Origin of the sequence: Streptomyces durhamensis, assembly GCF_000725475.1 — a bacterium.
Taxonomy (GTDB): domain Bacteria; phylum Actinomycetota; class Actinomycetes; order Streptomycetales; family Streptomycetaceae; genus Streptomyces; species Streptomyces filipinensis.
The window spans coordinates 29401-44189 of record NZ_JNXR01000007.1 but is presented as its reverse complement, the minus strand read 5'-3'; the positions used below and the strand labels follow the sequence as shown (position 1 = coordinate 44189).

Below are 14789 nucleotides of genomic sequence, written 5' to 3'. Positions count from 1 at the left end.
GGGGGTGACCGTGAACCGGGTGCGGCACTGGCGTGGGCATGCCATTGATTGCCTGATAAAGAAGCTACGCACGTAGATGTCGGCGTGGGAAGGGGGTCCGGGGGCCGCCGTTGGTCTACGCCTGCGAAATACTTACGGAGCTGCGGCAATGACGACTTTTGGCAGAAACTTTCAGGACCGGGAAACCGAGCAGGGGTGCTGACGTGCACGAGGACGGAAACGGCGACGCTCATCGCGGCGCCCACGACATGACGCCCAGTGGCGCAGACCAGGAATTCCTGGCGTTGGAGCGGGAGTTGACCGTGCTGCTGCGGCGGGCGCGGGCCAACCAGGGCGAGATGGCCCGCGAGGTCCATCCCGATCTGGAGTCCTCCGCGTACGGCCTGCTCATCCGCCTGGACGAGTGCGGCGGCCAGCGGGCCACGGAGCTCGCCGCCTACATCGGCGTCGGCAAGGCCACCATGTCCCGCCAGCTGCGCGCCCTGGAGGAGCTGGGCCTGATCGTCCGCGAGCCCGACCCCGCCGACGGCCGCGCCTGGCTCGTCACCCTCACCGACGAGGGGCGCGGCCGGGTCGGCAAGGTCCGCGAGGCGCGCCGCGCCCGGTACGTCCGCCAGCTCGCCCACTGGGACCGGCGAGAGGTCTCGGAACTGGCCCGGCTGCTGCACCAGCTGAACGGCGTCATGGAGAAGTAGGGGCGTCCGGCGCGGGCCTCACAGTTCCACGTACACCACCGTCGCGTCGTCGTGCGTCTTGCTCCGCCCCAGGAAGGCCCGCTCCTCCCGGTCCGCCGTCTCCAGCTCCCGCACCCGGTCCACCAGCGACCGGGCGCCCTCCTTCGCGACCACGTCGAACAGCGCCGGCCAGTCGCCCTCGCGGAACTTCTCCGTCCAACGGGTCGCGCCGTCCGTGAGCGCGGCCAGGGCCCGGACCTCGCGGCGGGGCAGCGTGCCGGTAACCGCGCGCACCGCCACCGACGGGTCGGCGGCGGCCGTGAAGAAGCCGCCCTCCTTGTTGCGCAGGGTGGCGTCCACCAGGGCGTCGTCGGCGAGCCGGGAGCGCGGGATCCGGGCCAGCCGGTCGTCCAGGACCGGGGTGACCGTCCCGTCGGGACCGTGCAGCAGCAGTGCCGAGTCCGACAGCACCAGGTACTCGACCGTGTCGGCGGACCAGCGGGCCAGGGCGACGGTCGCCTGCGGGGTTCGCGGGTGAGAAAGCTCACAGGTGTCCGCGTGGGCCTCGGCGGTGCGGCCGATCGCCCGCGAGAGAACCTCCGGCAGCGTCAGATCTCTGCCCGAAAGGGAAAGTTCGGTCAGCGCGCCGCCGAGTCGCGCGGTGAACCAGGGAACGGAATGCAGACACCCCGCCGGCCCTCTCGGTGGAGTCACCCCGTCCAGGACGATCACGCAACCTCCCTGTCCGGAGGCGGGTAGTCCGACACCGGCGAAGTCCTCGTTGGGGCGGTTCGCGTCGCCGGGTTCCGAAACGAGATCAGTTCGCATCCAGCCAGTCTGCACGAGCCCTTCACAGCGTCCGCCAAAGGCTGGCAAGCGGCGCCGAATTGGCACGACCCCGCAGGTCAGGCGCCTGTTTTGGGCGGGAATGAGTGGCTCCGGGAAGGCGTGGCGGCGAATACTGCCAAAGCCTGCGGCGCGCGTCCAACCGGCGTGCCGCAGGAGGGTCCCGCACGCGCCACAGGAACTTGCCCGTCAACTCCCCTCCGATGTTCACTCCTTCGGGTGGCGGGTCAGGTGATGCGCGGCCACTGCCCACCGGCGCTGGGAGGGTCGGGAACCGTACGAACCGGGTGTACGCACCACCTGGCACCGAGATGACGGGGCGCCACCCGGTGCCCTGGCTGGACGAGTTCAGGATTGCGAGCACCGGTGCAGATGAAGCGGCCTCGGCGCACAGGCAGGCAGACGGCCCCCACGGGGACCGCCGAGCAGACCCCCGTGGGCACCGGCCGACCCACCCATGTGCGCACCCGGCTCATCGTCGCCGTCGCCGTGGTGGCCGCCGCCGTCGCGGGAGCCGGCGCGCCCTCCCTGCTCACCGCCTCCGAGGACGTCAACGACTCCCAGGACCTGGTGACGCTGGCCGCCCGTACCCAGGACGCCCTCGCCCTGGCGAACTCCCTCGCCGACGAGCGCGACGAGGTCACCTCCTACATCGCGGCGGGCCGCGCCAAGTCCAAGGCCCCGTCCGAGGACCGCAGCACGCGTGTCGACCGGCAGGTCGAGGACCTGCGCGCCGACCCGGACCTCCCGCCCGGCCTGCGCACCGACCTCTACGGCATCTCCGTCACCCGGCGCGCCGCCCTCACGGGGAAGACCACCGCGCTCCAGACCCACCAGGCCTACTCGGCCACCATCACCGCGCTGCACCGGCTCGCCGAGCAGCTGGCCGAGCAGTCACCCCCGCGGGCCGGCTCCGGCGCCCACGCGCTCGCCGAACTGGACACCGCGGTCCAGCAGTCCGCCGCCGCCCGCGGCCTGCTGCTGGCCGCGCTGAACGTGCCGTCCACCACGCGCACGGTGATCAATCCCGTCACCGGCCTGCCCACCACGGCCTCCACCACCTCCGCGGCCGACCGGAAGCAGCGCGACCAACTGACCGCCGCCGCCCAGCAGGCCCGCCTGCGCGCCGACGCGGCCCTCGCCGACTTCCGCGCGACCGCCCCCAAGGCGGCCGTCGACTCCTACGACTCCACCGTCACCGGCTCCGAGGTCAACTCGGCGGAGAAGTACCTGAGCACGCTCACCGACCAGCCGACGCTGGCCGACAGCGAGCTGACCACCAGCACCAAGAAGCTGGACGCGGCCCTGTCCGCCCGCGCCGACCTCATGCGCGGCGTGGAATCGGCCCTCTACGACCACCGCACCAAGGACCTGGCGCACCTGCGGGACGACGACGTCACGGCCCTGGAGATCCGTGTCGCCGTCCTCGGCGCGCTGCTGCTGGTCGCGATCGGCATCGCCACGGCCATGGCCCGCACCCTGACCCGCCCCCTGTCGGTGCTGCGCCGGGGCTCGGCCCGCCTCGCGGAATCCGACGACCCGGCCAGCCAGGAACCGATCGCCTTCACCGGCCGCAACGACGAGTTCGCCCAGGTCGTCCGCGCTGTCAACGCCCTGCACGCGCACGCCGCCGCGCTGCACGAGCGGGTGGCCACGCTTGAGACCGACCGCAAGCACCTGGTCGGCCAGCGCCAGAAGATGGCCGACGCCCGTGAGGAACTGCGCGCCGAACTCGCCGAGGCCGCGGCCGGGCTCCAGCGGCTGCGCACCAGCATCGGCGGCACGTTCGTGAACCTCTCGCTGCGGACCCTGGGCCTGGTCGAACGCCAGCTCGCGGTCATCGAGGGCCTGGAGGACCGCGAACAGGACCCGGAGCGGCTGGCCACCCTCTTCAAGCTCGACCACTTCGCCACGGTCATGCGCCGCCACAGCGAGAACCTCCTGGTCCTCGCCGGCGCCGAGCACGTCCAGCAGCACCACGGCCCGGTTCCGCTGGTCGACGTGGTCCGGGCGGGCGTCAGCGAGATCGAGCGCTACGAACGCGTCCGCATCGCGGCCCTCCCGCCGCACGCCCACGTGGCGGGCTTCGCCGCCGACGACCTCTCCCACCTCCTGGCCGAGCTGATGGAGAACGCCACGTCGTCCTCGCCGCCGGAGCTGCCGGTGGAGACCTCCGGCTGGCTGCTGGAGAGCGGCGAGGTGATGCTCTCCGTCCAGGACGAGGGCATCGGCATGGCGGCGGACCGCCTGAGCCGGCTCAACGCCCGCCTGGCCGAATTCGACCCCGAGTCGCCGTACGACCAGGAGGGCGAGGACGGTCTCGGCCTCGGCCTGTACGTCGTCGCCCGCCTCGCCCAGCGCCACGGGGTGCGCGTACGGCTGCGCGAGCAGAAGCAGGGCGGCATCGCGGCGGTCGTGGTCCTGCCCGCCACGCTCCTCGTCGAGGCCCCGCCGACGGCCCCGTCCACGCACCCGGACGGCACCGGCACCTTCTCCCTGCCCGGCGCCGCCGCCGAGGCCAACTCCAACGTTCTCCCCGGCCGCCCGAAGGACCAGGACCCCCTGGTCGCCCTGGCCGAACAAACCCTCCGCACCACACCCGCCCCCGTCACTCCGGCAGAGGGCACCGGGCCTGCCTCGGACGGGTCCGAGGGCACGGAGTCGGTCTCAGACGGTTCGGCCGAGGGGCGCGTCCCTGCCTCCGGCGGACCGTCGGAGGGGGCCGCCCTTGCGTCCGGCGGGTTGTCGGAGGGGGGCGGCTCTGTCTCCGGCGGTTCGGCCGGGGACGCTGGGTCTGTCTCGGGTGGTTCGGCCGAGGGGGCCGCCCTTGCGTCCGGCGGGTTGTCGGAGGGGGCTGGCCTTGCGTCCGGCGGGTTGTCGGATGGGGGCGGTCCTGTCTCCGGCGGTTCGGCCGGGGACGCTGGGTCTGTCTCGGGTGGTTCGGCCGAGGGTGCTGGTTCTGCCGGCGGTGGTTTCGCCGAGGGCGCCGGGTCTGCCTCCGTCGGATCGGCGCAGGACGGTGCTCCTGCCTCCGGCGGGGCGCCGGAGGGGGATGCCCCTGCCTTCGGGGAGTCCGCGGAAGCGGGTCCCGCCTCTTTCCGCGGGGACGCGGAGCAGGCGGTTCACGAGCAGGCCGACCCGGGCGCACAGAGCACGGAGACCCGCCCGAAGGCCCCGGCGGAGACGTACGCCGAGACGACGATGGAACTGCTGCTCCCGGACCTCACGGCGGAGCCGACGGCCGGCCGGGCGGACGCGCCGCAGGCCCTGCCCGCGGATCCGTCGGCCGCCGACGGCGGACGCGCCCCGCAGGGGCCACCCGCGGCCGACGACGAGAGCCGCACGGGTGGTGCGGGTGGGAACGGGAATCCCGCCGAAGGCGAAGCCGAGGCGGTCACCGCCAAGGGCCTCCCCAAACGCACCCCCAAGATCACCGTACCGACCCAGGCCCCGCGCCACCGCACCGGCAGCGTCGACGCCGAAGCCCTCCGCAGGAGGCTCGGCGGCTTCCGCAGCGGCGCCCAGGCCGGCTACCAAGCCGTAGAAGCAGAAATCGCACACGCCGAAGAAGCCACGGGGGGCACAGCCGAGGAGGCAAGCAGTTGACCGCGCCCAGTACGTACGGACTGAGCAGTGAAGCCCGCAACCTGCACTGGCTGCTGACCAACCTGGTCGAGGAGGTCCCCGGCATCCAGTCGGTCGCCGTGGTCTCGTCCGACGGCCTGCTGCTCCTCTCGTCCGATCCCGGGCACGCCGAGCAGTCCCGTCAGGCCCGCCCGGCGAAGGGCCCCCGCGGCTCCTCCGCCGACCTCGCCACCATCGTCTCCGGCATCGGCAGCCTCACCGTCGGCGCCGCGAAGCTGATGGCGTTCGGCGGGGTCAGGCACACCATGGTCGCGATGGACGAGGGCAGCCTGTTCGTGATGTCGATCAGCGACGGCTCACTGCTCGGCGTGCACGGCAGCGCCGAGTGCGACATGAGCGTGGTGGCGTACCACATGGCGCTGTTCGTCGGCCGTGCCGGCCACGTCCTCACCCCGGAACTCCGTTCGGAGCTGCGGCAGTCACTGGAGTCCCCGTCGACCGGGAGCGCCCGATGAGCGGCACAGCGAAACTCCCCGTGCGCGGCGCCGACCGCAAACCCGCCCGCGTCCGTCCCTACTCGCTCACCGGCGGCCGTACCCGCTTCGGCCACGTCCTCCTCGTGGAGACGTTCGTGGCGGCGCTGGAGGCCCCCGAGGAGCGCAGGGAACTGACCGGGAACGCCGCCCGCGCCATCGGCGGCGGGGAAGGCGCGCTCGCCACCCGGGTCATGCCGGAGATGCGGGCCATCGTCGAACTGTGCCGCCGTATGCGCACGGTGGCCGAGATCGCCGCGCTGCTGAGCATGCCGCTCGGCGTGGTCCGCGTGCTCCTGAGCGACCTCGCGGACCAGGGAAAGATCCGTGTGTACGGCACCGGAACCGGTCATGGCACCGGCCGCCCGGACCGCGCTCTGCTGGAAAGGGTGCTGAGTGGACTCCGCCGTCTCTGACGCCATCGGCGTCACCCCCCTCGTCACCGAGCCCGACGAGGACCTGAAGTCCTGGCAGACGGACCGCACCCGGGCCCCCATCGCCACGAAGATCGTGGTGGCCGGGGGCTTCGGCGTCGGCAAGACGACGCTGGTCACCTCCGTCTCAGAGATCACGCCGCTGCAGACCGAGGCGCTGATGACCGAGGCCAGCGAGGAGACCGACGACCTCGCCGCCACGCCCGGCAAGCTGACCACCACCGTGGCCATGGACTTCGGCCGCATCACGCTCGACGACGACCTGGTGCTCTACCTGTTCGGCACGCCGGGCCAGCAGCGGTTCTGGTTCATGTGGGACGACCTGGTGCGTGGCGCGATCGGCGCGGTCGTCCTGGCCGACACCCGACGGCTGAAGGACTGTTTCCCGGCGCTCGACTACTTCGAGAGCTGCGGCCTGCCGTACGTCGTCGCGGTCAACCACTTCGACGGCAGCGAGCTGTTCGAACCGGAGGACGTCCGGGAGGCGCTGACGATCCCCCCGCACATCCCTGTCATGATCATGGATGCGCGGCGTCGAATTTCGGCCATCGAGACACTCTTGGTCCTGGTCGGCCACGCGCTGGACGAAACCCCCGAGTAGTCCCTGTTAGGAGCCCTCACCCGATGCGGAAGATACTCGTCGTCGGAGCCGGTCAGTCCGGTCTCCAGCTCGCCCTCGGCCTTCAGTCGCACGGCTACGAGGTCACCCTGATGTCGAACCGGACCGCGGACGAGATCCGCACCGGCCGGGTCATGTCGACGCAGTGCATGTTCCACACGGCACTGCAGCACGAGCGCGATCTCCAGCTGAACTTCTGGGAGTCCCAGGCCCCGAAGATCGAGGGGCTCGGCGTCTCGGTCGCGGCCCCCGGCTCGCACGACCCGGGCCCCACGCAGCGGGCCGTCGACTGGGTGGGCACGCTGGACGGGTACGCGCAGTCGGTCGACCAGCGGGTGAAGATGGCCGGCTGGATGGAGACCTTCGCACAGCGCGGCGGCCAGCTGGTCATCCACGGCGCGGCGGTCGGCGACCTCGACTACTTCTCCCGCACCTACGACCTCGTCCTGGTCTCGGCCGGCAAGGGCGAGCTGGTGTCGATGTTCGCCCGCGACCCGGAGCGCTCCCCGTACAGCGAGCCACAGCGGGCGCTCGCGGTGGCCTACGTCCACGGACTCGGCCCGCGCCCCGAACACCCCGACTTCCACGCCGTCCGCTGCAACCTCGTCCCCGGCGTCGGCGAGCTGTTCGTCATGCCGACGCTCACCACCTCCGGACCGGCCGACATCCTGTTCTGGGAGGGCATACCCGGCGGCCCGCTCGACGTCTTCAACGGCGTCAAGGACCCCGCGGAGCACCTCTCCCTGACCCTGGAACTCATGGAGAAGTTCACGCCCTGGGAGTACGCGCGGGCCACGAAGGCCGAACTGACCGACGCCGGCGGAACGCTGGCCGGCCGCTACGCCCCGACCGTCCGCAACCCCGTCGGCCGGCTGCCCGGCGGCGGGCTCGTGCTGGGCGTGGCCGACGTGGTCGTCGCCAACGACCCGATCACCGGGCAGGGCTCCAACTCCGCCGCCAAGTGTGCGGCCGCGTACCTCGCCTCGATCCTGGAGCACGGTGACAAGCCGTTCGACGAGGAGTGGATGCGGGCCACGTTCGACCGGTACTGGGCCACGGCGCAGCACGTCACCAAGTGGACCAACGCGATGCTGGCGCCGCCGCCGGAGCACATCCTGAACCTCATCGGCGCCGCCGGCCAGCTGCAGCCGGCCGCCGACCGCTTCGCCAACGCCTTCAACGACCCGGCCGACTTCGAGAACTTCTTCTACGACCCCGAGAAGACGTCCGCCTACCTGGCCTCGCTGGGCTGAGGGGCGTCCGGGCGTACGGCTCCGAGCACCGGATAGGACGCCATCGGGGCGACCTCGATGCGCTCTCCCGGGCGCGGAGCCTGTACGACGCGACCGTCGCCCACGTACATCGCCACGTGGGTCGCCTCGGGGAAGTACACGACCAGGTCCCCGGGGCGCAGGTCGCGCAGCGGGACCCGGGTGAGCCGGCGCCACTGTTCCTGGCTGGTGCGGGGGATCGGGGTGCCCGCGTGGGACCAGGCCTGTGAGGTCAGGCCCGAGCAGTCGTAGGCCGAAGGCCCCTGCGCGCCCCACCGGTACGGCTTGCCGAGCTGGGCCATGGCGTAGCGGACCGCGCGGTCGCCCTCGGGGGAGGCGGGGCGGTCCTCGGGCAGGGCGCCGCCGGTGCTGAGCCGCTGCTGGGCCTCGCTGACGCCCTGCTGCTCCAGGCCGGCGATCGCGGCCAGCTGGGCCGGGGTGAGGGCGGCCAGCAGGCGTTCCACTTCGCCCAGCCTGGCCCGGACGTCGTCGTGCTGCCGCTGCTGCCGCCCGGCGAGGGCGAGCTGGGTGTCGAGGGCCTTGCGGGCCGCCCGGGCCAGGACGTCCTTGCGGTGTTCCGCAGCGGTCAGCCGGGTCACCGTGCGGGCCCGCTCGCGCGCCAGCTCGCCGATGACATGGCCCTCGTCCAGCGCGTGCTGCGGATCGCGGGCGAGGAGCAGGCGCACATACGGGCCGAGGCCGCCGGTGCTCTGGTACTGCTGCCGGGCCAGCCGGCCGGCGTCGGCCCGGCTGTCCTGCAGGGCGAGCCGGGCGCGGGACAGTTCGCCGTCGAGCCGGGACACCTCGGCGCGCTGCCGTCTCAGCTTCTCCGTGGTCGCGTCGTAGGTCTCGGTGGCCTGCTCGGCCTGCCGGTACAGCTGCTGAAGGTCGGTCAACAGAGCGGAGACGGACCGCTGTTGCGGATCCGGCGCGGCCAGGGCGGGTGCGGGCGTGAGGACGGCCTGGGCCGCCATCGTCGCCGTACAGGCCAGGCGCAGCAGCCTTCCTGACACGTCTTCACCTCCGGTGCCGGTGAGGGCGGGCTCTCCGCCGCTCGTCGCACCGGGATCATCACGTGATAATCAGACGTGTCCGCGCGGGCCGCGCCCCGAACGTGCGCGGTTCGGCGCAAGCCTGTCACCCGTTCGCGTCGTCCGGCTTGCCGGGCGGCGCGCCCTGTGGCCTGGACCAGGGCCACCGGAGCCGGCCGCCGGAGGTGTCGCCCGGGGCGAACTCGTACTTCCACCCCTGGATCAGCCCCAGCCGCCTGCTGTGGCCGCGCGGCACGCGGTGGTAGACGAGCACCGTGGGCGGGCCGCCGTCGGGGTCCGGGACGGGGATGCGGTACGTCTTCGGGGGGTGCCCGGTGGCGCCGACCAGGACCGGCAGTACCCGCCCGTCCATGGGGCCGCCCTCGAAGGGGGTGTCCTGACTCTTCACCGCTTCAGTCTCGGTCATTCCCGGCGAGCGTGCCGACGACGGCGGCCGTCTGCGGGTCCCGGCCCGCGGTGACCGTGAGCATGGCCACGAACTGCTCCACCAGCCAGTCGCGCAGCTCCGCGACCGGGGGCTGCTTGTCCTCGTCCAGCCAGATCAGGGAGGCCGCCTCCACCGCCGTGATCCACGTCCGGACGGTCATGCGCAGCCGGGGGCCGGGGTCGGCGACGCCGAGGTGGCCGTGGATGTGCTCGGCGGCGGCCCGGCGCACCCCGTCGACGGTCGCCGTGGTCCGCGAGGTCTCCACCACGCTGCCGCCCTGGAGCAGCGCGCTGAAGCCGGTGTCGTGCTCGTCGACGAAGGCCAGATAGCGGTCCAGGGCGCGGGACAGGCGGGGGAGCAGCGGGCCCTCGTGGGGCTCGTCGAAGCACAGCTGCAGCTCCTCGGCGGCGGAGCGCAGCGCGGCCTCGTACAGCTGCTGCTTGCCGCCGGGGAAGTACCGGTAGACGAGCGGGCGGGAGACTTTGGCCGCCTCGGCCACGTCGTCCAGGGACACGTCCTCCGGTGCCCGGTGGGCGAACAGCGACAGCGCGGCGGTGAGCAGCTGGCTGCGGCGCTCCTCGACGCTCAGGCGGCGGTAGGCGGGGGTGGCGGCCGGGGTCATGAACCGCAGCCTAATCGCCGCGGGCGCGCGGGGCGTGGGCGGCCGCGGGTGGTCGTGGGTCACTCGCGCGGCGCCGCGCGCCCCTGGCCGGCGTCCTCGGCCTACGCCAGGAGGCCCGACGACCTCCACAGCCGCCGTCCGACTCCCCTGAGCACCCCGATGTCGTCCAGGAAGTCCGTCAGCCGCTTCGCTCCCGTCTGCATGACCTCCCGCCGGTGACCGCTCGCCTTCACCTGTGCCATCGCCTCGCGCCTGTCGAGCCCGACGTTCGTGTACACCCCGGGATTCACGAACGCGACCGAGAACACCCGCGCGAACTCACCGGACGTGACGCGCGTGAACTCCTGCGACCACTTCGGCGCCGTCACCATCTGGCGGCGCAGCTCCTCGCGGGCGTAGCGCACATGCCGTGCCTCCTCGACCACGTGGATGCGCGTGACGCCCCGGATCAGCGGCTGCACCCGCTCGTCCGGGAACGTCAGGCGCTGCATCCAGTCCAGGACCTCCTCGCCGAGCAGTGTCGCCGTGAAGGAACCGGGGGTCGTCGAGATGGTCTTGAACAGCCGGCCGAGGCTCTGGTGGGCCCGGCTGACCGGGTACCACGGTGTCCCGCCGTGCGCGATCAGCCGGGCGAACATCTTCGAGTGCCGGCACTCGTCCTCGATCTCGGTGAGCGCGTAGCGCACGTGCGCGCTCGTCGCCGCCTTGTCGTAGATGTGCCGGACCAGCAGCTGCATCAGGATCATCTCGAACCAGATGCCGAGCGAGGCCAGCGCCGCCGCCTCGTGCCGGGAGAGCAGGATCCGCTGCTCCTCGCTCATCCGCTTCCACATCGGGGTGTCGTACAGCGACACCAGCTCCGGCGGCCAGAACCACTTGCCCTCCTCGAAGGGCGCGTCCCAGTCCAGCTCCTCGTCCGGGTCGAAGGAGTGCTTGGCGGAGGAGACGAGCAGCCGCTCGGCCACCTGCTCCCGGTCCTTGAGCAGGCCGAGCGCGTCGCGCAGTCCGTCCAGCGCGTCGGCTTCCGTCAGGGTCGTCATGGCTCCCTCACCTCGTTACCCGGGGGTACGTCGTCCACCTCTTATGAGACTGCTTGTCAGCAAGGTCGTCAATCCCTGGCGCATGACTTGTTGACTTCGCGTCTACGTGTGAGCCTGCGGGGTATGCCGACCCATGACCTGTACGCCGACGAGCCCGGGCCCTCCCCCTGGCAGGTGCCCGCGAGCGGCGCCGCCCGCTTCAGCTGGGAGTACGACGACGGCCGTGACCGGCTGCTCGCCCTGTACCAGAAGGGCAAGGACAAGCAGTGGGACGGCCTGCAGCGCATCGACTGGGACCTGGAGGTCGACCCGTACGACGCGCTCGGCACCCCCGAGGAGGCGATGTCCCTCTACGGCACCCGGTACTGGGACAAGCTGACCGACAAGGACAAGGGGGAGCTGCGGCGGCACTACGCCTCCTGGCAGTTCAGCCAGTTCCTGCACGGTGAGCAGGGCGCGATGATCTGCGCCGCGCGGATCGTGGAGTCGGTGCCGGACCTGGACGCCAAGTTCTACTCCGCCACCCAGACCATGGACGAGGCCCGGCACGCCGAGATCTACGGGCGTTTCCTGCACGAGAAGATCGGCCTCCTCTACCCGATCAACGACAACCTCCAGTCCCTGCTCGGCGACACCCTGCGCGACAGCCGCTGGGACATGCCCTACCTGGGGATGCAGGTGCTCATCGAGGGCCTGGCGCTGGCCGCGTTCGGGATGATCCGGGACACCACGAACAAGCCGCTGCCCAAGCAGATACTGACCTACGTCATGCAGGACGAGGCCCGGCACGTGGCCTTCGGCCGGCTGGCCCTCAGGGACTACTACAAGCAGCTCACCGACGCCGAACTGCGCGAGCGCGAGGACTTCGTCATCGAGGGCTGCTATCTGATGCGGGACCGGCTCCGGGGCGTCGAGGTCCTGGAGAACTTCGGCATCCCCAAGGCCGAGGCGGAGGCGCTGAGCGAGCGCTCCGAGTTCCTCCAGCTGTTCCGCAGGCTGCTGTTCAGCCGGATCGTGCCCTGCGTCAAGGACATCGGCCTGTGGGGCAAGCGGCTGCAGCAGGCCTACGTCGACATGGGAGTCTTCGAGATGGGGGACTCCAGCCTGGACCTGCTGATGGCCCAGGACGAGGAGTTGGCCGAGCAGCTGGACGCGGAGCGCTTCGCCGCGGAGGAGCACGAGCGGATCGCGGAGGTGCGGGACGCCATCGAGGCGGGCGCGGCGGAGAGCTGACGCGGCCGGGGGCGTGCACGGCGGAGGGCTGACGCGGCCGGCGGGGCCCAGGGCTCGGGCGGCTGCCGGAGCGTTCATCCGGGTGCAGTAGCGTGCGGGCGTGTCCACGCCTCCGCCACCGCAGCAGCCGTACCCCAGCGGCCCCCAGCAGCCGCCGTACCCGTACGGCCAGCAGCCCCCGCCGGCCGGCCCGGGCCCGTACGGCGGAGCTCCCCAGGCCGCTCCCGGCCCTTACGGCGGAGCTCCGCAGGCCGCTCCCGGCCCGTACGGCGCGCCGTACCCGCCGCAGCAGCCGTACCCGCCCCAGGCCTACCCCCAGCAGCCGTACCCCGCCTGGGGTGTCCCGCCCATGGTCCCGCCGCCGAGGAGGCGGCGGGTCGGGCTGGTGCTCGGGATCGTGGGCGGTGTGGTCACGGTGGTCGTCGTGGGGCTGGTGCTGCTCGGTGCGGTGGTCGAGAGCGGCTTCCCCGACGCGAAGAACAGGCTCACGCTGCCCGGGACGCTGCTCGGCGGGAAGTACCGGCTCGCCCAGGACCTCTCCGGCACCGAGGGCAAGAAGATCGAGGACGAGGCCGACGGGGCCTGGGACGCCAAGGACCTCCACGGCGTGGTCGGCTCCTACCACGCGGACGGCGACGTGACCAAGGGCACCCTGGTCGTCTCGGGCATGTACGGCCGGTTCAAGAACACCGACACGGCCCGCGAGAACATGATGAGGGGCGCCGCCGAGGGCGCCGCCGCCACGGTCGCCGTCCCCGCCAAGGACTTCGAGCTGAGCGGCGTGACGATCAGCTGCGAGGTGGTGACCCAGGAACAGATGAGCACGAAGTTCACCGTGCCCATCTGCGCGTGGGCCGACGGCAACACGGGCGCCACGGTCGCGACCGTGAACACACCGCTCGCGTCCCAGCGCCCGTCGGACATCGACCTGGAGGCCGCCGCGAGGAACACCCTCACGATCCGTTCCGAGGCGGTCAAGCCGATCGGCTGACCCTCACTGGCCCAGAACGGCCCGCATCACGTCCCGGGCGATCGGCGCCGCGTCCCCGCCACCGCTGATCTCGCCCCGGTCCGCCGAGGCGTCCTCCACCACCACCGCGACCGCCACCTGCGGCTCCAGGGAGTTCTCGGTCTGCGCCCAGGAGACGAACCAGGCGTACGGCACACCGGCGTTGCCGACCCCGTGCTGCGCGGTACCCGTCTTGCCGCCGACCAGGGCACCGGGGATGGCCGCCTGGGTGCCGGTGCCCTCCCGGACCACATCGGTCATCAGCTCCTTCAGCCGCGCGGCCGTCGACGGCTTCATCACCTGCCGCACCGGATGCGTCCCGCTCCCGGCGACCGTCTCACCGCTGTGCCGGGTCGTCCGCTCCACCAGGTACGGCGACCGCAGCTGCCCGCCGCTCGCGACCGCCGAGGCCACCATCGCCATCTGCAGCGGGGTGGCCCGCGTGTTGTACTGCCCGATCGAGGACAGCGCCAGCTGCGCCTTGTCCACATGCGTGTCGAAGGTGCTGGGCGCGACGGAGAAGGGGATGCGCAGCCCGGCGTCGTTGAACCCGAACGCGCCCGCCGTGGCCACCATGCCCTTCACCCCGACGTCCACGCCGAGCTTGGCGAACACCGTGTTGCAGGACCACTCGAAGGCCGACCGCAGCGAGGCGTCCCGGCAGTCGTCGGCCTCGTTGGTCAGCCGGGTCGTGGTGCCGGGCAGCCGGTAGGGGTCGGGGGAGTCGGTGCGTGCGTCCAGGTCGGTCGCCACCCCCGCGTCCAGCGCCGCCGCCGCCGTCACCACCTTGAACGTCGACCCCGGCGGATACGTCTGCCGCACCGCCCGGTTGAGCATCGGCTTCTCCGGGTCGTGATTGAGCCGCGCCCAGGCCGAGGCCACCGCCTCCCCGTTGCCGGACAGCTCCCCGGGGTCGTACGACGGACTCGACACCAGCGCCAGGATCCGGCCCGTGGCCGGCTCGATCGCGGCCACCGCGCCCTTGCGCCCGGCCAGCGCCCGGTACGCCGCCTCCTGCGCGCCCCGGTGCAGCGTCGTGACGACGTTCCCGGCCGGGACCGGCCCGCGCGTCACGTCGTTCCACACCGGCAGCGGCGACAGCATCGGATCGGTACCGGAGAGCACCCCGTCCCCGGCGTGCTCCAGGAAGGTGGTGCCGTACGACTGCGAGGCGAAGCCGGTCACCGGGGCGTACAACGGGCCGTTCTTGTAGGAGCGTTCGTAGCGCAGCTGCTCCCCGGTGTCCACGGAGCCGGTGACCGGCTCGTCGCCGACCAGGATGTCCCCGCGCGGCTGGCCGTAACGGGCGATCGTGGCACGGCGGTTGGCGGGATTGCCGTCGTACAGACCCGACTGCACGACCTGTACGCGGGCCGCGTTGACCAGCAGGGCGGCCAGCAGCAGCGTGCAGAACGCGCAGGCGTGCCGGATGTACCTCGCCATC

14 protein-coding genes are annotated in these 14789 nt (G+C 72.2%); 8 read left to right on the top strand and 6 right to left on the bottom strand.

Features of this window, described 5'->3' with window-relative positions:
* Positions 1–203: 203 nt before the first annotated feature.
* On the top strand, positions 204–695 hold the full coding sequence (locus IO33_RS0111260) for a MarR family winged helix-turn-helix transcriptional regulator (protein ID WP_031163246.1): 492 nt from the start codon (positions 204–206) through the stop codon (positions 693–695).
* Between the two features lie 18 nt (positions 696–713).
* On the opposite strand, the gene IO33_RS0111255 is transcribed toward IO33_RS0111260, so the two are convergent.
* Positions 714–1502, bottom strand: a complete 789-nt coding sequence (locus IO33_RS0111255) for a protein phosphatase 2C domain-containing protein (protein ID WP_031163244.1) — start codon at positions 1500–1502, stop codon at positions 714–716.
* Positions 1503–1886: 384 nt separating this feature from the next.
* Between IO33_RS0111255 and IO33_RS44050 the strand changes: the two genes are divergently transcribed.
* The 5 genes from IO33_RS44050 to IO33_RS0111225 are packed head-to-tail and all read left to right on the top strand — an operon-like array spanning position 1887 to position 7944.
* The gene (locus IO33_RS44050; protein ID WP_031163242.1) at positions 1887–5126 is read left to right on the top strand and encodes a sensor histidine kinase; all 3240 of its coding nucleotides are present in this window, start codon (positions 1887–1889) and stop codon (positions 5124–5126) included.
* A complete protein-coding gene (locus IO33_RS0111240) occupies positions 5123–5620 on the top strand; it encodes a roadblock/LC7 domain-containing protein (protein WP_031163240.1) in 498 nt (165 codons plus the stop codon). The genes IO33_RS44050 and IO33_RS0111240 overlap by 4 nt, the downstream gene beginning before the upstream one ends.
* Positions 5617–6054 carry a DUF742 domain-containing protein gene (locus IO33_RS0111235; protein WP_031163238.1) on the top strand — a complete coding sequence of 146 codons (438 nt, stop codon included), beginning with the start codon at positions 5617–5619 and terminating at the stop codon, positions 6052–6054. The genes IO33_RS0111240 and IO33_RS0111235 overlap by 4 nt, the downstream gene beginning before the upstream one ends.
* Positions 6035–6673, top strand: a complete 639-nt coding sequence (locus IO33_RS0111230; RefSeq protein WP_031163236.1) for a GTP-binding protein — start codon at positions 6035–6037, stop codon at positions 6671–6673. The genes IO33_RS0111235 and IO33_RS0111230 overlap by 20 nt, the downstream gene beginning before the upstream one ends.
* Positions 6674–6696: 23 nt before the next feature.
* Positions 6697–7944, top strand: coding sequence for a styrene monooxygenase/indole monooxygenase family protein (locus IO33_RS0111225; RefSeq protein WP_031163234.1), 1248 nt, complete (start codon positions 6697–6699; stop codon positions 7942–7944).
* Here IO33_RS0111225 and IO33_RS0111220 read toward each other — a convergent pair.
* From IO33_RS0111220 to IO33_RS0111205, 4 genes are all read right to left on the bottom strand, one after another.
* Positions 7923–8975, bottom strand: coding sequence for a C40 family peptidase (locus tag IO33_RS0111220; RefSeq protein ID WP_031163232.1), 1053 nt, complete (start codon positions 8973–8975; stop codon positions 7923–7925). The genes IO33_RS0111225 and IO33_RS0111220 overlap by 22 nt on opposite strands.
* Positions 8976–9099: 124 nt before the next feature.
* On the bottom strand, positions 9100–9420 hold the full coding sequence (locus tag IO33_RS0111215) for a hypothetical protein (RefSeq protein ID WP_209438843.1): 321 nt from the start codon (positions 9418–9420) through the stop codon (positions 9100–9102).
* Entirely contained in the window at positions 9407–10063 is a 657-nt protein-coding gene (locus IO33_RS0111210; protein ID WP_031163222.1) for a TetR/AcrR family transcriptional regulator, read from the bottom strand. Before IO33_RS0111210 ends, IO33_RS0111215 begins: the two co-directional genes overlap by 14 nt.
* A 101-nt stretch (positions 10064–10164) precedes the next feature.
* The gene (locus IO33_RS0111205; protein WP_031163220.1) at positions 10165–11103 is read right to left on the bottom strand and encodes an AurF N-oxygenase family protein; all 939 of its coding nucleotides are present in this window, start codon (positions 11101–11103) and stop codon (positions 10165–10167) included.
* 123 nt (positions 11104–11226) lie between these two features.
* Between IO33_RS0111205 and IO33_RS0111200 the strand changes: the two genes are divergently transcribed.
* Both IO33_RS0111200 and IO33_RS0111195 read left to right on the top strand, forming a co-directional pair.
* Positions 11227–12336 carry a ferritin-like domain-containing protein gene (locus IO33_RS0111200; RefSeq protein WP_031163218.1) on the top strand — a complete coding sequence of 370 codons (1110 nt, stop codon included), beginning with the start codon at positions 11227–11229 and terminating at the stop codon, positions 12334–12336.
* A gap of 100 nt (positions 12337–12436) precedes the next feature.
* On the top strand, positions 12437–13327 hold the full coding sequence (locus IO33_RS0111195; protein WP_051926613.1) for a hypothetical protein: 891 nt from the start codon (positions 12437–12439) through the stop codon (positions 13325–13327).
* Between the two features lie 3 nt (positions 13328–13330).
* Here the strand turns inward: IO33_RS0111195 and IO33_RS0111190 are convergent, their stop codons facing one another.
* Complete coding sequence (locus tag IO33_RS0111190; protein WP_031163207.1) at positions 13331–14788, bottom strand: penicillin-binding transpeptidase domain-containing protein; 1458 nt, start codon at positions 14786–14788, stop codon at positions 13331–13333.
* Between the last annotated feature and the right edge of the window lies 1 nt (position 14789).

Bases quoted from the DNA above. Each gene is read 5' to 3' on its own strand.
- IO33_RS0111215 (WP_209438843.1), bottom strand. From the start codon at position 9,420: ATGACCGAGACTGAAGCGGTGAAGAGTCAGGACACCCCCTTCGAGGGC.
- IO33_RS0111205 (WP_031163220.1), bottom strand. From the start codon at position 11,103: ATGACGACCCTGACGGAAGCCGACGCGCTGGACGGACTGCGCGACGCG.
- IO33_RS0111225 (WP_031163234.1), top strand. From the start codon at position 6,697: ATGCGGAAGATACTCGTCGTCGGAGCCGGTCAGTCCGGTCTCCAGCTC.
- IO33_RS0111255 (WP_031163244.1), bottom strand. From the start codon at position 1,502: ATGCGAACTGATCTCGTTTCGGAACCCGGCGACGCGAACCGCCCCAAC.
- IO33_RS0111190 (WP_031163207.1), bottom strand. From the start codon at position 14,788: ATGGCGAGGTACATCCGGCACGCCTGCGCGTTCTGCACGCTGCTGCTG.
- IO33_RS0111235 (WP_031163238.1), top strand. From the start codon at position 5,617: ATGAGCGGCACAGCGAAACTCCCCGTGCGCGGCGCCGACCGCAAACCC.
- IO33_RS0111210 (WP_031163222.1), bottom strand. From the start codon at position 10,063: ATGACCCCGGCCGCCACCCCCGCCTACCGCCGCCTGAGCGTCGAGGAG.
- IO33_RS0111200 (WP_031163218.1), top strand. From the start codon at position 11,227: ATGCCGACCCATGACCTGTACGCCGACGAGCCCGGGCCCTCCCCCTGG.